This is a genomic window from Mycobacterium sp. 2-64 (assembly GCF_035918375.1).
Taxonomy (GTDB): Bacteria; Actinomycetota; Actinomycetes; order Mycobacteriales; family Mycobacteriaceae; genus Mycobacterium; species Mycobacterium intracellulare.
In genome coordinates this window covers 157,556-178,105 of record NZ_CP142361.1, presented here as the reverse complement: position 1 = coordinate 178,105, position 20,550 = coordinate 157,556, and the positions used below count along the sequence as shown (strand labels likewise).

Below are 20,550 nucleotides of genomic sequence, written 5' to 3'. Positions count from 1 at the left end.
CGTAATGGATGGTGATTTTGGCCGGCCCCGTGATCCGCGTATCGACGCCGCGGTGTTGCGCGCGACGGTTGAACTGCTCGCCGAATCGGGCTATCCGGGGCTGTTGGTGTCGGCCATCGCCGAGCGGGCCGGCACCAGCAAGCCCGCGATCTACCGCCGCTGGCCCAGCAAGGCGCATCTGGTGCACGAGGCGGTGTTCCCCATCGGCGCGGGCACCGCCATCCCGGATACCGGCTCGACGCCCGACGGCCTGCGCGAGATGGTGCGCCGCACAATGGTTTTCCTCACCACGCCGTCCGCCCGGGCGGCCCTGCCGGGCCTGATCGGCGAGATGGCCGCGGATCCGAGCCTGCACTCGGCGCTGCTGGAGCGCTTCGCCGGCGTCATCGGTGGCGGGCTCGCCGACTGGCTCGCCGCGGCGGCGGCCCGCGGCGACGTGCGCCCGGAGGTCACCGCCGCGGAACTGGCCGAAACCATCGCCGGCATCACGCTGGTCGCCCTGCTCACCCGCCCCACCGAGCTCGATGACGCGTGGGTCGATCGCACGACACGGTTGCTCCTGGAAGGAATCAGCGCATGACGCACGAATCGACGGTCGCGTGGCAGGATCTGTTGAAAACCCTTGGCGGCCTTGATCGCTCGTTTTTGGAGGGCGACCGCGCCGTCACCGATGACCGGCACATCGCCGACGGCTACCGCATGCTCGCCACCACGCTGGGCGTGGCGTTGGACACCTACCTGTTCCCCGAACCCGATCGGCCGCAATTCGTCGCGGTCAACACCCCGTTCCGTCGCGACCGCCGCTGGGGCGGGGACAACACCGACGCTTACTACCACATCTGCCCGGTCGACCCGGCGCGCCGCTACCGCATCAGCGGGAACAAGGGTGACAGCGTGTACTTTTCGGTCACCGCCTACAACGAGCCGACGCTCGGGGCGTGGTCGGACCGGGTGGTCGCGATCGTCCGCGACACCGACCTCGACGTCGACGCCGACGGCAACTTCTCCTTCGAATTCCCCCCGACGGCCGACGCGGCCGTGTTGATGACCCGCGACTACCAGGCCGACCCCCTGACCGGGCGCCCGGTTGTCTGGCGGATCGAGGCGCTCGACGAGCCGGCGCCGATCCGCCACGGCGACGCCGAGACGGCGGCGCGCCTGCGCGCGGTCGCGACCTGGCTGCAAACCATGTTCGCCATCGTGCCGCTGGCCGTCGGCAACCGGGTCGAAGACGCGCACGCCCTCGGGCACGAAACCGCCCACGCCGCAAACGCGTTCGCCGAGCCCTACCAGGTGCCGGACGCCAACTTCGGCTGGTCGGCGCGCGACGCCTGCTACTCGTATGGCAGTTTCGTGCTCGACGACGACGAGGCGCTGGTGATCACGCATCGGCCGCCAGCGTGCAGGTTCTGGAACATGGTGGTGTGGAACCAGTTCATGGCCACCTACGGCGCCTCGGAGGGCCCCGACGCGCGCTGCTCGATCAACGGCCACAGCGCCGTCGCCAACAGTGACGGCTCGGTGACGATCGTGCTGTCCGGGGCGAAGACCGCGCACCCGAATTCCCTGACCACGCTCGGCTATCCGCGCGGCAACCTGGCCTTCCGGTGGTTCCTCGCCGACGGCGTGCCGCAGCGGCCGGAGGTGAAGCTCGTCAAGGCGGCCGACGCGCCGACGACGACCAGCTGAACCGCCGAGCGTGTAACGAGGGCGAAAAACGCGCGGAAAACCCGCCGCCAGTGCACGTTCGGCGGCCGTCAAGAATCCGAAGCCGCGCGGACCAGCTCGATGGCCCGGCCCAGCGTCTCGAGCTTGGCGTCCAGCGTGTCGCCCGCGGGATAAAGCCGCACGGTGTTCACGCCGGCGTCGCGCCACACCGCGAGGCGCGCGGCCACCATCTCCTCGGTCCCGATCAGCGTGGTCGCCAGCACCATCTCGTCGGTCACCAGCGTGGCCGCGCCGTCGCGGTCGCCGCGCTGCCAGCGCTCGCGTACCTCGGCGGCGACCTCGGACCAGCCCTGCCGGCCGTAGGCCCGGTTATAGAAGTTCGTGCTCGACGATCCCATGCCGCCGAGGCTGAACGCGAGCTCCTTCTTGCGGCCCGCGACCATGCCCTGCAACTCGACTTCGTCAGCGGCGAAGGCGACCTCGGCTCCCTGGCAGATGTCGATGTCGGCCCGGGCGCGGCCGGCGGCCGCCAGGCCGTCGTCAAGGTGGCGGAAATAGGCGTCCTCGGCGCCTTCCGGGACAAAGCTGGTGCCCAGCCACCCGTCGGCGACCCGCCCGGTCAACCGCAGCATCGCCGGTGACAGCGTGGCCAAATAGATCGGGATCGGGTGCTGCGGCCGCGTCGACAACCGCATCGGCACCGCCTCGCCGCCGGGGCGGGGAAGCTCGAATTCCTTACCGGTGTAAGAAATCTTTGCGCCCGCGAACGCCTGCCGGATGATGTCGATGGTTTCGGAGGTGCGCGCCAGCGGCCGCTCGAACGAGACGCCGTGCAGACCCTCGATCACCTGCGGGCCCGAGGCGCCCAACCCGAGCAGGAACCGCCCGTTCGACAGATTGGCGAGCGTGATCGCGGTCTGGGCGATCAGGACGGGCGAGCGGGTGCCGACCTGAATCACGCCGGATCCCAGGAGCATCCGCTCGGTGCGGGCGGCGAGGTAGCCCAGCGCCGACGGCGCGTCCGCGCCCCACGCCTCGGCCACCCAACACACATCGAGGCCCAGCTTTTCCGCCTCGACCGCGAGCGCCACCGCCTGCCCGGCGTCGTCCCCGGTACCGGAGAACTCCACCGTGGTGGCGGTCCGCATCACCGCACTCCGTGCTCGGCCAGCCGTTTGATCGAGGCTAGGGTCTTTCCGATCGCGGCCTCGAACTCCCGCATCCGCACGAACACGATCTTCTGTTCCTTGTCGGGCATCGAGTCGATCGCGGTCGACAACCCCGAACGTCCCGGCCCCATCTGCATCCAGTAGTTCAGGGCCGTGCCGCCGTCGCGGGGCGCCAGCCGGAATCGCCAAATCGAGGCCGGGTTATCGGGACCGCCGACGGCCCAGGCGAATTCGCGTGGCTCGTCGCACGCGACGATCTCAGACGTGGTGCTCCACTGCCCGAACGCCTCGTGCTCGTTGTATCCGACGAAGCGGGCGCCGACCCGCGGGCCGTCCGATCCCTCGGCCCACTCCACGGCCTGGAGCTCGTTGCTGACCGCGGGCATCAGCTCGATATCGCAGACCAGGTTCCAGACCCGCTGCGGGTCGGCGTCGATCCACGTCGAGGCCTCCACCGTCGGGGTGTCCGCGTAGCGCGCGCCGGTCCATTCCACGGACCTCATTGTCCCCCTCGTCCGGCGCAAGGCAATGCGTGGACGGCACCGAGTTACGCGGCGACCGGCTCGCGGGCGGCGGGCGCGTCGGCGCTGGCTTTGGGCCGCCAGCTGTCCGGGAAGGTCAGTCTGACGATCTTGCGGACGACGGTGCCGAACTGCCGCAGCAGCGGACCGCGGTTGTACGGGATGCCGTAGCGCTCGCAGATCTCCTGCACCTCGGGCGCGATCTCCGCGTAGCGGCGGGCCGGCATGTCCGGGAACAGGTGGTGCTCGATCTGGTGGGAGAGGTTGCCGGAGAGCAGGTGAAAGAGCCGGCCGCCGGTGAGGTTCGCCGAGCCGAGCACCTGGCGGAAGTACCACATGCCGCGCGACTCGTCCCGGGTTTCCTCGACGGTGAATTCCTGTGTGCCGTCCGGGAAGTGGCCGCAGAAGATGATCATGTACGACCACACGTTGCGCATCAGGTTGGCCGTGAGGTTGCCGGTGAATACGAACGGCGCGAACGGGCCGGCCAGCAGCGGGAAGGCGACGTAGTCCTTGAGCGTCTGTCGCCGGGTCTTGCGCCAGATGGCGCGCAGCACCTCGCGCTTGTCCTCCAGGCGGATCTCGCCGGAGCGGATCCGCTCGGTTTCCAGTTCGTGCAGCGCGACACCGTACTGGAACAACACCATCAGCAGGAAGGCATACAGCGGGTTGCCCAGGAAGTACGGCTGCCAGCGCTGGTCCTCGCTCATCCGCAGGATCCCGTAGCCGATGTCGCGGTCCATTCCCACGATGTTGGTGTGGGTGTGGTGCATGTAGTTGTGCGAGTGCCGCCATTGATCGGCCGGGCACGCGGTGTCCCACTCGAAGGTGCGGCCGGAGATCGCCGGGTCACGCATCCAGTCGTACTGGCCGTGCATGATGTTGTGGCCGATCTCCATGTTGTCCAGGATTTTGGCGATGCCGAGCATGCCGGTGCCCAGCAGCCACGCGGGCGGCAGGAACAGCAGCACGCGCCCGCCGACCTCCAGCGCACGCTGGGTCTTGATGACGCGGCGAATGTAGTCGGCGTCCTTTTCGCCGAGGTCCGCCATCACGCGCTCTTTGATGGCGTCGAGTTCGCGGCCGAAATCCTCGGCCTGCTCGGATGTCAGGGTGATCTTGTTGGGTGTCATGGCTTTTCCTCTCAAGTCCGTTGTTACAGCGAGACGTCCACGTCACCGACCGGAACGGACACGCAGATCTGCACGTCCTCATCGGGTGCGGTCGAGACCGCGCCGGTGACCAGGTTGCGCACGGTGCCGGCGGTTTTGCGCCGCGTGCAGGTGTGACAGATGCCCATCCGGCACCCGTTTTCCGGGGACAAGCCGGCGGATTCCGCCTGTTCCAGCAGCGGGCGTCCGTCGTCGACGATGTCAACGCCGCTGTCGGAGAACGTGACTCGCCCTCCTGACGGGTCAGCCGGTGTTTCGAAGGCCGGCGGTACGAAGCTTTCGGTGTACACGGTGTCGCAGTGCTCCCGCACGGCCTCGACCAAAGCCGGTGGGCCGCAGACGAATACCGCGTCGGGTGAGGGCATCGCGGCGGCCAGGTGTTCCGGGCCGAAGCGTCCGGCCAGGTCGCCGCCGTCGGCGCGGGTGTAACCGCGCAGCACCCGCACCGACTCCAGCGCGGCCAGCTCGTCGCGGTAGCACGCCTCGGCGGGCGTGCGGGCGTAGTGGACGAAGGCGATCTCGCCGCGATGCCCCTGGGCTACCAGGGTGCGCAGCATCGCCATCACCGGGGTGATCCCGCTTCCCCCGGAGACGAACAGGATCCGCCGGGGACGCGGCGCGGGCAGCGTGAAGTCGCCGCCGGCGCCGGCCAAACCGACCACCATGCCGGGACGGGCGTGTTCGTACAGATGGTTCGACACCAGCCCTCCCTCGTGGCGGCCGATGGTCAGCTCGAGGGTGGCGGCCCCTTCGGCGTTGGTCGGGGAATAGCAGCGGGTGTGCCGGCGCCCGTCGATCTCGACGGTCAGGTTGACGTACTGGCCGGCCCGGACGGTGTGGGTGGCCAGGAAGGTGTCGTTGGGTGTCAGGGCGAGCGTGACGCTGCGGGGTGTGGTCCGGCGCACGTCGGTCACCTTGGCGCGGGCGTCGCCCAGCGTCCATGTCGGTGCGACGAGCTCGGTGTAGCGGTCGACGCCGTGCGGACCGGTCAGCAGGTCTAGAAGCTCCGAACCCAACACGCGCTGGCGGAACGTCCTTGCGAGGACCCGGCCAGAAGCTTGAGCGTTTTGAGTGAACATATGTACACCGTGCGGCCGCAACGGCCAGGTAGTCAAGGGTTTACTGGCCCGATGTGGTAGGGTTCACACAGTGAACAGCCGTACTCCTAGCTCACGGGCGCGCGGCTCCGGACGCGAACGCTCGCGGGAAAGCCAGTCGCGCGAGGAGCGCAAGGAGGCGACGCGGCGCGCCATCATCGCCGCGGCGCTCAAGCTCTTGCAGGACCGCAGCTTTTCCAGCCTGAGCCTGCGGGAGGTGACCCGCGAGGTCGGGATCGTGCCGGCGGCGTTTTACCGCCACTTCGAATCGATGGAGGCGCTCGGCCTGGTCCTGATCGACGAGTCGTTTCGCAGCCTGCGTGACACCTTGCGCGACGCCCGCGCCGGCAAGCTCGACCCGAACCGGGTCATCGAGTCGTCCGTCGAGATCCTGGTCGCCAGCGTGGCCGACCGGCGCGAGCACTGGAGGCTGATCGGTCGCGAGCGCAACAGCGGCCTGTCCGTGCTGCGCTACGCCATTCGCACCGAGATCCGGCTGATCACCTCCGAGCTGGCCACCGACCTGGCGCGTTTCCCCGGTTTGAACAAGTGGACCACCGAGGATCTCAACGTGCTGGCGACCTTGTTCGTCAACGCCATGATCGTCATCGCGGAGGCCATCGAGGATTCGCAGAGCGCCGAGGCGACCGAGGACATCCGCCGGCTCGCGGTCAAGCAGTTGCGGATGATCGCGACCGGCATCGCCGGGTGGCAGAGCACTCCCTGATCACATCGGCTGCAGTAAACAGGCGAGCACTGACTTACTCGTCGACCACGTCGTAGAGCGAATCGCCGTCTTCCGGGGTGCCGTCGATCTGGCCGCGATGCGCGCGCCGCGGCCCGTCGTCCACGGGCTCGATGTCATCGGGCACATCGGGCTCCTCGGCGGCCAGTCGCTCGTCGAGGGATTCGCCCTCTCGTTCTTCTCTCGCCGTCACACCGAAGCGATTGGCCTCGCTCCAGCCCTCGGGGGGATCGACGACGATGTCACCGTCGTCGTTGCGCAGTTCGTCGGAGTCGGTTCCTTCGCTCGCGTTCAGGGTGTCGCCCGGTCCGCCCTCCTCGGGAAAGTCGGCGGGATCGACCAGATCGTCGGCTTGGGGGTTCTCGCTCATGCCAAAACGGTTGCCCGCCGGATTGGGTGACTAAACGGCCCGCGGCGCCCGCCACATCGCCCACATCTTCGGGCCGCCGTCCGGCAGCACGATCTCGCGGGTGACGGTGAAGCCGAAACGCTCGTAGTACGGGACGTTTTCGAATTTGGTCGATTCGAGGTAGGCCGGACAGTATTCGGCGTCGCAGCGGTCCAGCCGCGACCTCATCAGGGCTTGACCGAATCCCTGGCCACGGACCGCCGGGTCGCTGCCGATGACCGCCAGATACCAGTGCGGTTCCTCGGGGTGCACGCTCTTCATCAATTCCTGGACCGCACGGCCGCGCATCGAGCGCAGACCGAACACCCGCAGGAACGTGGGCGTCATCGCCAGCTGCGCACCGGGCGTCTCCTGCCACTGGCCGGGCGGATCCCACAGCGCCGCAGCGCCGATGCCCGAATCCTCGGTGGCCACCTCCACGCCGCCGCGGCCGAGATGATGGTGGCGGGTCATCGTCGCGAACAGCCGGGCCAGGCCCGCGGTGCGCTTGTTCTGATCGGGCATCAGCCAGACCATCACCGGATCGTCGTAGAACGCGCGGGCCAGCGTGCGCGACAGCTCGCGGACGTCGGCCTTGAGCGCCGGGCGGACGTGCGGGGTCATCCACGTCACGCTAGTGGGTGTTGAGGTGATGCGGCGCGGGTATGCCGACCCGGGTGACCGGCATGTCGCGGCGAGCGTTCGGGCGGGTGGCCGCCGGCGCGGGCATGCTCGGGTCCGTCGGGCTGTCGGACGGCTGCACGACGCGGGGCACCGACCACGCCACGTCCGCCGGTCCGCCACCGCCGTCGGGCAAGGGCGTGGGGTTCGTGCTGTCCCACGAGCAGTTCCGCACCGACCGGCTGGTGGCGCAGGCGCAGGCGGCCGAAGAGGCCGGCTTCCACCACGTGTGGGCCAGCGACCACATTCAGCCCTGGCAGGACAACCAGGGCCATTCGATGTTCCCGTGGCTCACGCTGGCGCTGGTCGGCAGCGCCACCAGCCGGATCTCGTTCGGCACCGGGGTGACCTGCCCGACCTACCGCTACCACCCCGCCACGGTCGCCCAGGCCTTCGCCTCGCTGGCAATCCTCAACCCGGGCAGGGTGTTCCTGGGCGTCGGCACCGGTGAACGGCTCAACGAACAGGCCACCACCAATGCCTACGGCGACTACGCCGAGCGCCATGACCGGCTGGTCGAAGCGATCGACCTGATCCGCCGGTTGTGGAGCGGATCGCGAATCTCCTTCTCGGGGAGATACTTTCAGACGAACTCGTTGAAGCTTTACGACGTGCCGGCCACCCCGCCGCCGATCTTCGTGGCGGCCGGCGGCCCGAAGAGCGCGAAACTGGCCGGGCAGCACGGGGACGGCTGGATCACCCAGGCCCACGATGTGACGGACCCAAAACTGTTGGCGGCCTTCGGTTCCGGAGCGCAGGCCGCCGGGCGGGATGTCACCACGTTGGGTAAACGCGCCGAACTGTTCGCGGTCGTCGGCGGCAATGCCGAGGCGGCCCGCGCCGCTACGCTGTGGCGTTTCACGGCCGGCGCCGTCGACCAGCCCAATCCTGTCGAGATCCAGCGCGCCGCCGAGTCCAACCCCGTCGACAAGGTGTTGGCCGGCTGGACCGTCGGCACCGACGCGGCCCCGCACATCAGCGCCGTGCAGCGGGTGCTCGACGCCGGGGCCGTCCCCTTCCTGCACTTTCCCCAAGACGACCCCATCACCGCCATCGACTTCTACCGCACCGATGTCCTGCCGAAGTTGCGCTGAGCGAACTTCGGGCACCCGTCGTTTCGAAGCTGTTTCGAAGCCCCGGGCCCGGGTATCCGCACCCAACTTCGAGGGACAGCCCAATTGGAAGGCAAAGCATGGACGCAATCACTTTTCTCCGTCAGGACCACAAGAGCGTGCTCGGTCTGTTGGAGACGCTCGACGGCGCGCCGTCGGGCCCCGGCGCGCAGGCGAGCGGCCTGGAAACCATGGTGAACAACCTCATCATCGCCGAATCGCAGCACGAAGCGATTGAGGAGCAATTCTTTTGGCCGGCGGTGCGCGACGCGATGGGCGATGGACTCGTCGACAAGGCGATCGAGCAGGAGCAGGCCGGCAAGAAGCTGCTGCAGCGGCTCGAGGACGGTAAGCCGGGCGAGCCGGACTACCACGAGGCGTTGCAGGAATTCGTCGCGGCGGGCCGCGACCACATCGCCTACGAACAGAATGAGGTGTGGCCCCAAGTCGAAACGGTGCTCAGCCGTGAGGAGTTGGAAAAGATCGGCGAAAAGCTGGAAGCGGCAAAGAAGATCGCTCCGACGCGACCGCACCCGGACACGCCGCCGAACCCGGCCGTGCTCAAGACGATGGGGATGGGCGCGGCGATCGTCGACCACGTCCGGGACGCGGTGACCGGACGCGGCAAGGACAATCCGCCGGATCCGCAGATGCACTGACACGGCAACGACGATGGCCGGGCGTCTTGATCGGACGCCCGGCCATCTCGTCTCCAATTAGCCTGTGGGAACGTGCTGTTCGTGCGTGAACGGTTTCTCGGCGTTGACGGCCGGCGAGCCCTGCGGGTTCTCCTTGGCGCCGGTGTTCTTGCGCGTGGCGCCGCCTAGCCACTGCTGCTCGGGCTTTTCCACGTACTCCCATTCCGTGCCCTCGGGCCAGGGGCCCTGTCCTTGGTTCCACGGACCGCGAACGGACTCGCCGCCCCCGTTGGACATGTTGAACGCCACGTTCTGGAACCGCGGGTCGCCGGGCAGCTGTCCCGGCGGGAAGTTCACCGGAAGCTCGTTGAGCGCTGCCGTGAACTGCTGATAGTGCGCGACCTCGCGCGTCATGAGGAACGTCAGCGTGTCCTGGACGCCGGGGTCGTCGGTGAACTGCTTGAGGTATTCGTAGACGATCTTGGCGCGCGATTCCGCCGCGACGTTGTTGCGCAGATCGACGGTCGGGTCGCCGTTGGCGTCGATGTAGGCGCCGGTCCAGTTGTTTCCGCCGGAGTCCTTGACGTCCGGTCCACCGCCGCTGAGCACCAGGAACAGCGGGTTGACCGCGACCGAGTGGATGAGGCCGTCCCGGCCGCCGCCGTTCGCCGTCACCGCCGGCATCCAGTCGCATTTCTCGTTGGCGATCTTGAGGTTGTCGTTGAGCCCGTCGAGCAGCATGGTGATCATCGACCCGACCATTTCGAGGTGGCTGAGCTCCTCGGTCGCGATATCCATGAACAAGTCATACATTTTCGGGTTCTTCTGGCGAAGCACGAAAGCCTGGGTGAAGTACTGCAGCGCCGCGGTGAGTTCACCGTTGGCGCCGCCGAACTGGTCCATCAGCAGCGACGCGAATCGAGGGTCGGGCCGGTCGACCCGTACCTCGAATTGAAGATCTTTGTTGTGCACAAACACTGGGGCCTCCCTGGGGGATCGAGATGGGGCTGGTCGACGCCGGATACCCGGGGCCTATGACGCCAAACTCGGGGCATCGCAACTTCCCATCGGTCGGCCGTCCGGCCGGGGCCGCTGATCGCCGGGGTTACGCGTCGGGGATCCATCGTGGAGAATGCGCCCCTATGGAGTCTTTGGACCCAACCTCGAAGCACGAGTTGGCCGTGCGCATTGCCGAGCTCGCCCGCGAGATCGCCACCCCACGTTCGCTGGACGACGTCTTCGCCGACGTGACCACCGCCGCGGTTGAGCTGATACCGGCCGCGGACATCGCGGGGGTGCTGCTGCTCAAGGCGGGTGGGGAGTTCGAATCGGTCGCCGACACCGACAGCCTGGTCGCGAAGCTCGACAAGCTGCAGCACGACTTCGGTGAGGGTCCCTGTCACGACGCCGCCCTGAATGAAACGATCGTGCGCAGCGACGACCTGCGCGACGAGCCACGCTGGCCCAAGTACGCGCCGGCGGCGGTCGAACACGGGGTGCTGAGCAGCCTGTCGTTCAAGCTGTACACCGCCGAGCGCACCGCCGGCGCCCTGAACCTGTTCAGCTTCCGGCCCAACGTGTGGGATACCGAGGCCGAGACCATCGGAACCGTGTTCGCCGCGCACGCCGCGTCGGCGATCATGGCCGGGCGCCACGGACGGCAGATGCAATCGGCCCTGTCGTCGCGCGACCGCATCGGGCAGGCCAAGGGCATCATCATGGAGCGCTACGGCGTGGACGACGTGCGTGCCTTCGAGTTGCTGCGCCGGCTGTCGCAGGAGAGTCAGACCAAGCTCATCGACATCGCCCAGCGCGTGATCGACACCCGCGGCGAGGATTGATCCGCGGCCGCCCGACACCCGAACGTGGACTTGTTGCGCGAAGAGGCCGTGTTTCGCCGCAACAAGTTGACGTTCGACGCGGCGTTTTCAGGCGTCGACGCGGCGTTTTCAGGCGACGAAGCGGACGACGCTCTCGGCCACGCACGCCGGCTTGGCCGACCCTTCGATCTCGACGGTGGTCGAGATGGTCGCCTGCACGGCGCCGTTGCCCACGTCGTCGACGCTGACCAACGAACTCTGCGCGCGCACCCGCGAGCCGACCGGGACCGGCGCGGGGAAGCGAACCTTGTTGAGGCCGTAGTTGATTGCGAGCTTGATGCCGTTGACGGTGTAGATCTGGTGCTGCAGTCGCGGCAACAGCGCCAGGGTCATGAAACCGTGGGCGATGGTCGTGCCGAACGGCCCGGACGCGGCCCGCTCCGGGTCGACATGGATCCACTGGTGATCGCCGGTCGCGTCGGCGAACAGGTTCACGTCTTCCTGGGTGATGGTGGCCCAGTCACTGTGGCCCAGCTCCTCGCCCGCGGCGGCGGCGAGGTCGGCGACTGATTCGAAGGTGCGCATTGGGTGTTCTCCTTGGTTTCGGCTGCTAACAATAACGGTGGGCCGCGCGGTTAACACCGAGCCCTCGCGGGTGGCAGCCGGTGGACGGACGAACCCATCTCAAGCCATCCCGACCAATTCAATGCGGCCCTGCTCGACTTCCTGCGCGGTAGCGCCCGGGCGCCGAACGACGCGCCGCCCCCGTTTCGCCTGAGCCGTCGGGGGAATTCGGGAGGTGGACGTTGCCGCGCCAGGTGTTCGATGCCGCGGCGTCGCCGTGGGCTTCAGAAAGGAACCGCCATGCCAGACCGCAAGGGCCACAAAGCCGAGGAAGACGTGGAACCCGACACCCACCAAGCTCGGTCCCGCGCCGCCGCGGGTGAGGACGACGGCTCGTACGTGGGCGCCGCGGGCTCCGATGACTCGTTCGATGCCGGCGAATCGGGCGCCGAGGCCCGCAGCGAGCGCGGCTGACGGTTTACCCGAGTGCGCCGATTGCCGCTTGCAGCCTGGTGGTGGCCTGATCCGCGACCTCCTGCAGCGCCCCGGCTTCGCCGGTCACCTTGACCATGAGCTGGGGATCCATGGCCTCGACCAAGACCGCGTCGCCGGCGGGGTCGGAGCGCACCACCACGTTGCACGGCAACAATTGGCCGATTTGGCGGTAAGCGTTCAGCGCCCGGTGCGCCAGCGCCGGGTTGCAGGCGCCCAGGATGAGGTAGTCCTCCATCTCCTCGCCGAGCTTTTGCTTGAGCGTGGCCTTGACGTCGATCGTGGACAGCACGCCGAAACCCTGGTCGGCCAGCGCTTGCGTGGTGCGCTCCACCGCGTCCTCGAACGAGGTGTGCAGCGTGGTGCTCAATCCCGGTGTCATGTGATTCCTCCTCTTTCAGCCGTGGACTACCCAGAATTTCGCCCACAATGGGTCGGTGAGGCTGCTGCTGATCGCCGATACCCACATCCCCAAACGCGCCCGCGACCTGCCCGCGCAGGTGTGGGATGAGGTCGCCGAGGCCGACGTCGTCATCCACGCCGGCGACTGGATCTCACCGGAGTTCCTGGATCGCCTCGATAGCGCCGCGACACGCCTGGTCGGGTGCTGGGGAAACAACGACGGCCCGGCGTTGCGGGCCCGGCTCCCCGAGCGGGCGGACGTGACCCTGGCGGGCGTCCGGTTCACGGTCACCCACGAGACCGGCGCCGCAGCGGGCCGCGACGCGCGTATGTCACGGCTGTACCCGGACAGCCAGGTGCTGGTGTTCGGGCACAGCCACATCCCCTGGGACAGCACCACCGAGACCGGGTTGCGCCTGCTCAATCCGGGGTCGCCGACGGATCGGCGCCGCCAGCCGTTTTGCACGTACATGACCGCCGACGTCGACGACGGCGCCGTGACCGGCGTCGCGCTGCATCGCCTGCCCAGGTAGCGGGTACTTACCGTACGCGGAGCTTCCCCACCTAAATAGCTCGGCTACAGAGGTATCATGGCGGAAGTGAAGACACGCACCGACGTCGCAACCGACCTGTTCGGCGTGGTCGGCCGCTTCCGGCGGCAACTACGCCGATCGGCCGGCCGGGCGTTCGATTCGTCGCGGCTCTCCGAATCGCAGTCCGAACTGCTGTGGCTGGTCGGCCGGCGTCCGGGAATCTCGGTCAGCGCCGCCGCGGCCGAACTCGGGCTGGTGCCCAATACCGCCTCGACCCTGGTCACCAGGTTGGTCTCCGACGGGCTGCTGCTCCGCACCGCCGGGGACACCGATCGCCGGGTGTGCCAGCTTCGGCTCGCCGAGCCCGCCCAGCAGATCCTCGACGCGTCCCGGGCCGCCCGGCGCGACCTGCTGTCCGAGCTGCTCGACGAACTCGACGCCGACGAAATCGAGTCCTTGGCAAAGGGATTGGAGGTCCTCGACACGATGACCCGCATGCTTCAGGAGCGAAGATCATGAGCGTGACGCTGCCGATGGCGATCGACGCCCGGCACCTGACCTACCGCTACGGCCAGTTCACCGCCGTCGACGACGTGACATTGCAGGTCCGGCCCGGCGAAACCATGGGCCTGTTGGGCCCCAACGGCGCCGGGAAGACGACCATGGTCCGGATGCTGACCACGCTGGCCCCGGTGCAGCAGGGCGAGCTCCACATTTTCGGGATGGACGCGCGCCGCCAAACCACCGACATCAGAAGCAACATCGGCTATGTGCCGCAACAGCTTTCGATCGAGCCCGCGCTGACGGGCCGGCAGAACGTGGAGTGGTTCGCGCGGTTGTACGGTGTGCCTCGCGCCGAGCGCTCCGATCGCGTCGATCAGGCGCTGGTCGCCATGGACCTGCTGGGCGTGGCCGACCGGATGGCGTCGGCCTACTCCGGCGGCATGGTCCGCCGTCTCGAGGTGGCGCAGGCGCTGGTCAATCGTCCGTCGCTGCTGGTGTTGGACGAGCCGACCGTGGGGCTGGATCCCATTGCGCGCGACGGCGTGTGGTCGCAGGTGCGAAAGATGCAGGCGCAGTTCGGCATGACGGTGCTGCTGACGACGCACTACATGGAGGAGGCCGACGCGCTGTGCGACCGGGTGGCGCTGATGCACCGCGGCGCGTTGCGGGCCGTCGGCGCACCCGACGCGTTGAAGGCCCGGCTGTCCAACGGGTCGCCGGGCGCCACGCTCGAGGATGTGTTCCGCCATTACGCGGCAACGGGTTTGGACGACAAGGCGGCGTCGACGGAGGAACCCGGGTCCATCCGGGAAATCCGTTCCAGCAGAAAGGTGGCGCGCCGTGTCGGTTGATGGCGGCGCGGCGGGGACACTGCTTCGCGCGCCGCGGGGATGGCAGCGGGTCGGCGCGCTCACCGGCCGCATCGGAGCATTCGCGATCGTCGAACTGCAGAAGCTGCAACACGACCGGACCGAACTCGTCACCCGGATGGTGCAGCCCGCGCTGTGGCTGCTGATTTTCGGTACCACCTTCAGCCACCTACACGTCATCGCGACCGGATCGGTGTCGTATCTGGCCTTCCTGGCACCCGGGATCATCGCCCAGTCGGCGTTGTTCATCTCCATTTTCTATGGGATACAGATCATTTGGGATCGCGACGCCGGCGTACTCGCCAAGCTCATGGTGACGCCGGCGCCGGCATCGGCGCTGATCACCGGCAAGGCGTTCGCGGCCGGGGTGCGTTCGGTGGCCCAGGTCGTCGGTGTGATGGCGCTGGCGTACCTGATGGGTGTCGGCCTGACGATCAATCCCCTGCGGATCGCGGCGGCGATGGGGGTCGTCATGCTCGGCGCCGCGTTCTTCGCGTGCCTGTCGATGACGCTGGCCGGCTTGGTGCGCAACCGCGATCGCCTGATGGGCATCGGACAGGCGATCACCATGCCGCTGTTCTTCGCCTCCAACGCGCTGTACCCGGTCGACGTGATGCCGGCGTGGTTGCGCGCGCTGAGCAAGGTCAATCCCCTCAGCTACGAGGTCGACGCGCTGCGGGCGCTGCTGATCGGAACCCCGTTCAGCCCGGTCGGCATCGTCGTGCTGGTGGTGGCGGCGGTGCTCGGAATCACCACTGCGTCAACGCTTTTGCGCCGATTGGTCGCCTAGAGCGCCACCGGCGGTGCTAGCGCGCCCGCCATCACGGCGCAAGGGCCGGCGCGGTTCCGAGAGCCGATCGTGACCCGAACGTGACGATGTCTGGCCGACTCGCAATCGTTAGCTAACCGCGATCTGTCGCTGCGGCCGCGACAACCGAATTCGGCGCTCGCGCTGTGTTTCACTCCCCGAGAACAGATTCCACCGCATGGTGCGGCAGATGAAAGTTGGGATGGGTAGAGAGCTATGTCGTTCATCGAAAAGGTGCGAAAGTTGCGTGGCGCGGGGGCGAACATGCCGCGCCGACTGGCGATCGCTGCCGTGGGGGCCTCCCTGCTGTCCGGTCTCGTCGCCGCCACCGGAGGCTTCCCCACCGCGAGCGCCTTCTCCAAGCCGGGGCTCCCGGTGGAATACCTCGAGGTTCCGTCGCCGTCGATGGGCCGCAACATCAAGGTCCAGTTCCAGCCCGGCGGCGCGCACGCCGTGTACCTGCTGGACGGCCTGCGCGCGCAGGACGACTACAACGGCTGGGACATCAACACCCCCGCCTTCGAGGAGTTCTACCAGTCCGGCCTGTCGGTGATCATGCCGGTCGGCGGCCAGTCCAGCTTCTACAGCAACTGGTACCAGCCGTCGTCGGGCAACGGGCAGAACTACACCTACAAGTGGGAGACCTTCCTGACCCAGGAAATGCCGCTGTGGATGCAGGCGAACAAGCAGATCTCCCCGGCGGGCAACGCCGCGGTGGGGCTCTCGATGTCGGGCGGCTCGGCGCTGATCCTGGCCGCCTACTACCCGCAGCAGTTCCCCTACGCCGCCGCCCTGTCCGGGTTCCTGAACCCGTCCGAGGGGTGGTGGCCCACCCTGATCGGCCTGGCGATGAACGACGCGGGCGGCTACAACGCCAACAGCATGTGGGGCCCGTCCACCGACCCGGCGTGGAAGCGCAACGACCCGATGGTCCAGATTCCGCGGCTGGTCGCCAACAACACCCGCATCTGGGTCTACTGCGGTAACGGCACTCCCAGCGACCTGGGCGGCGACAACATGCCGGCCAAGTTCCTGGAGGGCCTGACGCTGCGCACCAACGAGCAGTTCCAGAACAACTACGCGGCCGCGGGCGGGCGCAACGGGGTGTTCAACTTCCCCGCCAACGGGACGCACTCGTGGCCCTACTGGAACCAGCAGTTGATGGCCATGAAGCCCGACATGCAGCAGGTGCTGCTGGCCAGCAACACCACCGCGCAACCCGCGCAACCGGCACAGCCGGCGCAACCCGCGCAGCCGGCGACCTAAATCCCGGCAAGCCAGCATCGGCAGTAGCGCACCGGTCAGCGCTACTGCCGATGCTCTTTTTCACCCGCGTCGAGCAGGGCGCGCCGATCGGAGTGGAAGTAGGTGTAGCCGGTGGTCAGCGCGCACACGACCGTGGCCACCACCAGCATCCACGTCCCGTTGACGAACAGGCTGATGAACCCGCCCACGGTTGCGCCCACCACGAAGCTGGCGAACAGCAGGAAATAACCCAGCCATTCGGCCGCCGTCCCACCGGCGAGGTGGCGTTCGATGCCCTGGCCCATCTTGACCAGCGTCCCGGTCACGTAGCTGAGCGAGACCGACACCTCGCCGTCCTTGACGAACGATGTGTTGAGGGCCCCAATGCCGAAGGCCACCAACATGATCGGCGCGAAATCGAGCAGATTCTCTTCCCAGCCCTCATCGATGACGTCCACCATGGTGGCCGCCAGCAGGCTGAACGTCGTCAGCACCGTCGGCCCATGCGGGTGCGCCACCCAGAAATGCCGCCGGCACACCGAGGCGATCACCACGCCTGAGACGAAGCAAACGATCAACACGCCCGCCGTCACCGACAGCAACACGTCGCCGCGGAAATACCCGAGCATGGCCCGCTGGGCGTTCCCGGTCATGAAGGTCACGAAGTAGCCGGCGGAATGGGTGAAGGCGGTCGCTCCCAGGATCCCCGCCAGCACCGCCAGCACCCAGGACAACCGCGACTCACTGTTATTGATCTCGTTCGGCACACGCACATGGTTCCAGACGGCGGCGGCGCGTGCAGCGCACGCCGCTTGCCGACGGGCGACTGCGCCCGGCTACGCCGCGCTTGCGATCGCCGCTCAGACGGCGGTCAGGCGGGCGATGGAACGCAACGGGATCGGCAGCCAGCCGGGCCGGTGCCGGGCCTCGTAGCCGGCTTCGTAAACGGCCTTGTCCAGTTCGTAGGCGGCCAGCAGCTGCGCCGAATCGCGGGGGTCAATCCCGGAGGCCGCCGCGTAGCCGTCGCAGAACGCGGTGCGGTTGCGTTCGACCCACTCGCGGGCCCGGGCCGCCAACTGCTTGTCATCGGCCTGGTCCACCAGCGGCCCGTAGGCGGCGTATTCGAATGACCGCAGGACGCCGGCCACGTCGCGCAGCGGCGAATCGGGCGCGCGGCGTTCCTCGAGCGGCTGCCCCGGCTCACCCTCGAAGTCGATGAGCAACCAGCTCTCCGGCGTGCGCAGCACCTGCCCCAGGTGCAGATCGCCATGGACGCGCTGCACGGTGATCGTCTCGGCGACCAGCTTGCGGAACCGCTCGTCGATGGTCGCGGCGAACTCCTCGAGCTCGGGCACCAGGGCCACGGTCGACGACAGCCGCGCCAGCACGTTCTCCACCGGGAAGACCGCCTGCGCGGTGCCGAGGGTCTCGGCCAGGGTGGCATGCACCGACGCCACGGCCTCGCCGAGGCGGAAGGACTCGCCGGCGAAGTCGCCGCCGACCTCGTACGCGTAGAGATCGGCCTCGGCGAACAGGTCGCGAACGCTGGCGCTGGCCATCGCCCAGCCTTCCGCGGCGTTGGCGGCGAACTCGGTCACCATGCCCAGCGGCCACGTCTCGTCGCCCGGACCCGTCATCTCGTAGGTGCCCAGCAGCCGGGCGACGTGCGGGTTGCCCGCGCGGCCCAGCACGCGGTTGAGCTCGATGTCGGGGTTGATGCCGCCGCTGACGCGGCGGAACACCTTGAAGATCGCGTCGCGGTCGAAGATGACGCTCGTGTTGGACTGCTCGGCGTCGGACACGTGCGCCATCGCCTCCAGCGGCAGCTCGGCGTCGGGCTCCTTGGCGAATCTCACCTCGACGCCCGACGCGCCGCGCGCGGCCGACGAGTCGATGAGCGACAGCAAAAACTGCGGCGCGTCGGCGTCGTACATCGCGTCGAAGCCGGTCCGGTCGTCGGCGGCGCCGATGGTGGCGACGTTGCTGTACTCGACGACCGGGGCGGAATCCCACCTCACGATCACCTGGTAGCGGTCCCGGGAACCGTCGGCGTAGGAGGCGTCGACGAGCACCAAGTCGAGATCGTCGCGCAGCGCCACGACGACGCTCGGCTCGGCGCTGGACAGTTCGCGGTTGCGCCCGGCGTACCAACGCTGCTGTGGAAGCCACTCGGACCAGGGCAATTTCTCCGGGGAAGTCATCAGCGCCGCTCCTCTTTCTTGCCTGGATTGACGCCGGCGCGAGTGATCGTCATGCATCCTCCTCGCATCCGCTCAGCCGGAACCAATAGAACCCGTGTCCCGGCAGTGTCAGCAGGTAGGGCAGGTGACCGATGCGCGGAAACTCCACCTGCCCGGTCAGCTCGACCGGCGTGCGTCCGCTCCAATGCTGCAGGTTCAGTTCGATCGGCTGCGGGAACCGCGACAGGTTGTTGACGCACAGCACGGTGTCGCCGTCGCCGGACACCTGCCGCAGGAACGCCAGCACCGACGGGTTCGAGCCGCCCAGTTCCTCGAAACTCCCGATGGCGAAGGCCTCGTGGCGGCGCCGCACGGCCAACATCGTGCGGGTGAAGTTGAGCAGCGACGTGGACGTGTCGCGCTGGGCCTCCACGTTGACCGCCTGATAGCCGTACACGGAGTCCTGGCTGGGCGGCAGGTACAGCCGGCCGGGATTGGCCTTGGAGAAGCCGGCGTTACGGTCCGGCGTCCACTGCATCGGGGTGCGCACCCCGTCGCGGTCTCCCAACCAGATCACGTCGCCCATGCCGATCTCGTCACCGTAGTACAGGACCGGCGAGCCGGGCAGCGACAGCAGCAGCGCGGTGAACAGCTCGATCTGGTTGCGGTCGTTGTCCAGCAGTGGGGCCAGGCGGCGGCGGATGCCGACGTTCGCCTTCATCCGCGGATCCTTGGCGTACTCCGAGTACATGTAGTCGCGCTCTTCGTCGGTGACCATCTCCAACGTCAACTCGTCGTGGTTGCGCAGGAAGATCCCCCACTGCGCCATGTCGGGGATCTCGGGCGTCTGGGCCAGGATCTCCGAGATCGGGAACCGGGACTCCCGGCGCACCGCCATGAAGATGCGCGGCATCAGCGGGAAGTGGAAGGCCATGTGGCATTCGTCGCCGCCGGTGCTGGGGTCGCCGAAGTACTCGACGACGTCGGCCGGCCACTGGTTGGCCTCGGCCAGCAGCACCCGCCCCGGGAATTCGTCGTCGACGACCTTGCGGACGCGTTTGAGGAAGGCGTGCGTCTCCGGCAGGTTCTCGCAGTTGGTGCCCTCCCGTTCGAACAGGTAGGGCACCGCGTCCAGCCGGAACCCGTCGATGCCCAGGCCGAGCCAGAACCGCAGCACGTCGATCATGGCTTCCTGCACGGCCGGGTTTTCGTAGTTCAGGTCCGGCTGGTGCGAAAAGAACCGGTGCCAGTAGAACTGCTTGCGCACCGGGTCGAAGGTCCAGTTGGACTCCTCGGTGTCGATGAAGATGATCCGGGCATCGGTGTAGCGCTCGCTCGTGTCGCTCCACACGTAGTAGTCGCCGTACGGGCCGTCGGGGTCGTGGCGCGACTCCTGGAACCAGGGGTGCGAATCCGATGTGTGGTTCATCACCAGGTCGGTGATCACGCGGATGCCCCGCTCGTGCGCGGCGTTGAGCAGCGCGACGAAATCCTCGACCGTCCCGAACTCGGGCAGCACCTTGTAGAAGTCCCGGATGTCATAACCGCCGTCGCGCAGGGGCGAGTCGTAGAACGGGGGCAGCCAGATGCAGTCGATGCCCAGCCATTGCAGGTAGTCCAGCTGCCCCAGCAGTCCGCGCAGGTCACCGGCGCCGTCGGCGTTGGCGTCGAAAAACGCCCGCACCAGCACCTCGTAGAACACGGCGTGCTTGAACCAGGTCGGGTCGGTGGGTAGCGCGGCGGCGTTGTTGAAGTCCTCGGCGTCGGGGTGCTCGACGACGCCGTCCTGGACGTGACTGCCCCCTTCGGGATGGTGCTCGACAGCTTCTTTTGCGTCGTTCATCAAATCCACGATGCCACGGGTACCCGAGGCGCGACATTCGGAATCACGCCCACTCCTGGGAGACGAATCACGGCCGGGGGCAAACGAATTGGCCTCCGG

The 20,550-nt window shown here is 67.8% G+C and carries 24 protein-coding genes; 12 read left to right on the top strand and 12 right to left on the bottom strand.

Going from position 1 to position 20,550, the window contains the following annotated elements:
* Nucleotides 1–4 precede the first annotated feature (4 nt).
* Together QGN31_RS00800 and QGN31_RS00795 are read left to right on the top strand one after the other, a co-directional pair.
* Entirely contained in the window at nt 5–580 is a 576-nt protein-coding gene (locus QGN31_RS00800) for a TetR/AcrR family transcriptional regulator (RefSeq protein WP_014943143.1), read from the top strand.
* Nucleotides 577–1,689, top strand: a complete 1,113-nt coding sequence (locus tag QGN31_RS00795) for a DUF1214 domain-containing protein (RefSeq protein WP_014943144.1) — start codon at nt 577–579, stop codon at nt 1,687–1,689. The genes QGN31_RS00800 and QGN31_RS00795 overlap by 4 nt, the downstream gene beginning before the upstream one ends.
* 68 nt (nt 1,690–1,757) lie before the next feature.
* Here the strand turns inward: QGN31_RS00795 and QGN31_RS00790 are convergent, their stop codons facing one another.
* The 4 genes from QGN31_RS00790 to QGN31_RS00775 are packed head-to-tail and all read right to left on the bottom strand — an operon-like array spanning nt 1,758 to nt 5,609.
* The gene (locus QGN31_RS00790) at nt 1,758–2,816 is read right to left on the bottom strand and encodes an LLM class flavin-dependent oxidoreductase (RefSeq protein WP_014943145.1); all 1,059 of its coding nucleotides are present in this window, start codon (nt 2,814–2,816) and stop codon (nt 1,758–1,760) included.
* Entirely contained in the window at nt 2,816–3,340 is a 525-nt protein-coding gene (locus QGN31_RS00785) for an SRPBCC family protein (protein WP_020188393.1), read from the bottom strand. Before QGN31_RS00785 ends, QGN31_RS00790 begins: the two co-directional genes overlap by 1 nt.
* Before the next feature lie 44 nt (nt 3,341–3,384).
* Nucleotides 3,385–4,491, bottom strand: a complete 1,107-nt coding sequence (locus QGN31_RS00780; RefSeq protein ID WP_014943146.1) for a fatty acid desaturase family protein — start codon at nt 4,489–4,491, stop codon at nt 3,385–3,387.
* Between the two features lie 23 nt (nt 4,492–4,514).
* Nucleotides 4,515–5,609, bottom strand: coding sequence for a ferredoxin reductase (locus tag QGN31_RS00775; RefSeq protein WP_041785309.1), 1,095 nt, complete (start codon nt 5,607–5,609; stop codon nt 4,515–4,517).
* A 70-nt stretch (nt 5,610–5,679) separates the two neighbouring features.
* Between QGN31_RS00775 and QGN31_RS00770 the strand changes: the two genes are divergently transcribed.
* A complete protein-coding gene (locus QGN31_RS00770) occupies nt 5,680–6,354 on the top strand; it encodes a TetR family transcriptional regulator (protein WP_008262100.1) in 675 nt (224 codons plus the stop codon).
* A 34-nt stretch (nt 6,355–6,388) separates the two neighbouring features.
* Here QGN31_RS00770 and QGN31_RS00765 read toward each other — a convergent pair whose 3' ends face one another.
* A complete protein-coding gene (locus QGN31_RS00765) occupies nt 6,389–6,742 on the bottom strand; it encodes a hypothetical protein (protein WP_008262101.1) in 354 nt (117 codons plus the stop codon).
* A 30-nt stretch (nt 6,743–6,772) separates the two neighbouring features.
* Nucleotides 6,773–7,384, bottom strand: coding sequence for a GNAT family N-acetyltransferase (locus QGN31_RS00760; RefSeq protein ID WP_036459961.1), 612 nt, complete (start codon nt 7,382–7,384; stop codon nt 6,773–6,775).
* 53 nt (nt 7,385–7,437) lie between these two features.
* Between QGN31_RS00760 and QGN31_RS00755 the strand changes: the two genes are divergently transcribed.
* On the top strand, nt 7,438–8,535 hold the full coding sequence (locus QGN31_RS00755; RefSeq protein ID WP_085978392.1) for a F420-dependent hydroxymycolic acid dehydrogenase: 1,098 nt from the start codon (nt 7,438–7,440) through the stop codon (nt 8,533–8,535).
* 98 nt (nt 8,536–8,633) lie between these two features.
* Nucleotides 8,634–9,212 carry a hemerythrin domain-containing protein gene (locus QGN31_RS00750; protein WP_009956674.1) on the top strand — a complete coding sequence of 193 codons (579 nt, stop codon included), beginning with the start codon at nt 8,634–8,636 and terminating at the stop codon, nt 9,210–9,212.
* 57 nt (nt 9,213–9,269) lie between these two features.
* On the opposite strand, the gene QGN31_RS00745 is transcribed toward QGN31_RS00750, so the two are convergent.
* Nucleotides 9,270–10,169, bottom strand: a complete 900-nt coding sequence (locus QGN31_RS00745; protein ID WP_009956675.1) for a manganese catalase family protein — start codon at nt 10,167–10,169, stop codon at nt 9,270–9,272.
* A 164-nt stretch (nt 10,170–10,333) separates the two neighbouring features.
* Here QGN31_RS00745 and QGN31_RS00740 point away from each other — a divergent pair, with 164 nt between their 5' ends.
* Complete coding sequence (locus QGN31_RS00740) at nt 10,334–11,032, top strand: GAF and ANTAR domain-containing protein (protein ID WP_009956677.1); 699 nt, start codon at nt 10,334–10,336, stop codon at nt 11,030–11,032.
* A 108-nt stretch (nt 11,033–11,140) separates the two neighbouring features.
* Here the strand turns inward: QGN31_RS00740 and QGN31_RS00735 are convergent, their stop codons facing one another.
* The gene (locus QGN31_RS00735) at nt 11,141–11,596 is read right to left on the bottom strand and encodes a MaoC family dehydratase (RefSeq protein ID WP_008262120.1); all 456 of its coding nucleotides are present in this window, start codon (nt 11,594–11,596) and stop codon (nt 11,141–11,143) included.
* 279 nt (nt 11,597–11,875) lie between these two features.
* Here QGN31_RS00735 and QGN31_RS00730 point away from each other — a divergent pair, with 279 nt between their 5' ends.
* Entirely contained in the window at nt 11,876–12,049 is a 174-nt protein-coding gene (locus QGN31_RS00730) for a hypothetical protein (protein WP_008262122.1), read from the top strand.
* A 4-nt stretch (nt 12,050–12,053) separates the two neighbouring features.
* Here the strand turns inward: QGN31_RS00730 and QGN31_RS00725 are convergent, their stop codons facing one another.
* Nucleotides 12,054–12,449 carry a DUF302 domain-containing protein gene (locus QGN31_RS00725; RefSeq protein WP_009956678.1) on the bottom strand — a complete coding sequence of 132 codons (396 nt, stop codon included), beginning with the start codon at nt 12,447–12,449 and terminating at the stop codon, nt 12,054–12,056.
* Between the two features lie 55 nt (nt 12,450–12,504).
* On the opposite strand from QGN31_RS00725, the gene QGN31_RS00720 reads away from it, so the two are divergent.
* From QGN31_RS00720 to ag85C, 5 genes are all read left to right on the top strand, one after another.
* On the top strand, nt 12,505–13,002 hold the full coding sequence (locus QGN31_RS00720) for a metallophosphoesterase family protein (RefSeq protein WP_014943148.1): 498 nt from the start codon (nt 12,505–12,507) through the stop codon (nt 13,000–13,002).
* Nucleotides 13,003–13,059: 57 nt separating this feature from the next.
* Nucleotides 13,060–13,521 carry a MarR family winged helix-turn-helix transcriptional regulator gene (locus QGN31_RS00715; RefSeq protein WP_008262134.1) on the top strand — a complete coding sequence of 154 codons (462 nt, stop codon included), beginning with the start codon at nt 13,060–13,062 and terminating at the stop codon, nt 13,519–13,521.
* Nucleotides 13,518–14,357, top strand: a complete 840-nt coding sequence (locus QGN31_RS00710) for an ATP-binding cassette domain-containing protein (RefSeq protein ID WP_008262136.1) — start codon at nt 13,518–13,520, stop codon at nt 14,355–14,357. Before QGN31_RS00715 ends, QGN31_RS00710 begins: the two co-directional genes overlap by 4 nt.
* Nucleotides 14,347–15,165, top strand: coding sequence for an ABC transporter permease (locus QGN31_RS00705; RefSeq protein WP_014943149.1), 819 nt, complete (start codon nt 14,347–14,349; stop codon nt 15,163–15,165). The genes QGN31_RS00710 and QGN31_RS00705 overlap by 11 nt, the downstream gene beginning before the upstream one ends.
* A 234-nt stretch (nt 15,166–15,399) precedes the next feature.
* A complete protein-coding gene (ag85C, locus tag QGN31_RS00700; protein WP_008262140.1) occupies nt 15,400–16,449 on the top strand; it encodes a diacylglycerol acyltransferase/mycolyltransferase Ag85C in 1,050 nt (349 codons plus the stop codon).
* 41 nt (nt 16,450–16,490) lie between these two features.
* On the opposite strand, the gene QGN31_RS00695 is transcribed toward ag85C, so the two are convergent.
* The 3 genes from QGN31_RS00695 to treS all read right to left on the bottom strand — a co-directional run bounded on the left by QGN31_RS00695 (nt 16,491) and on the right by treS (nt 20,451).
* Entirely contained in the window at nt 16,491–17,195 is a 705-nt protein-coding gene (locus QGN31_RS00695) for a YoaK family protein (protein WP_008262142.1), read from the bottom strand.
* Between the two features lie 93 nt (nt 17,196–17,288).
* Complete coding sequence (locus QGN31_RS00690) at nt 17,289–18,629, bottom strand: maltokinase N-terminal cap-like domain-containing protein (RefSeq protein WP_008262144.1); 1,341 nt, start codon at nt 18,627–18,629, stop codon at nt 17,289–17,291.
* 49 nt (nt 18,630–18,678) lie between these two features.
* Nucleotides 18,679–20,451: a maltose alpha-D-glucosyltransferase gene (gene treS / locus QGN31_RS00685; RefSeq protein WP_008262145.1), complete on the bottom strand. Its 1,773-nt coding sequence runs from the start codon at nt 20,449–20,451 to the stop codon at nt 18,679–18,681.
* Between the last annotated feature and the right edge of the window lie 99 nt (nt 20,452–20,550).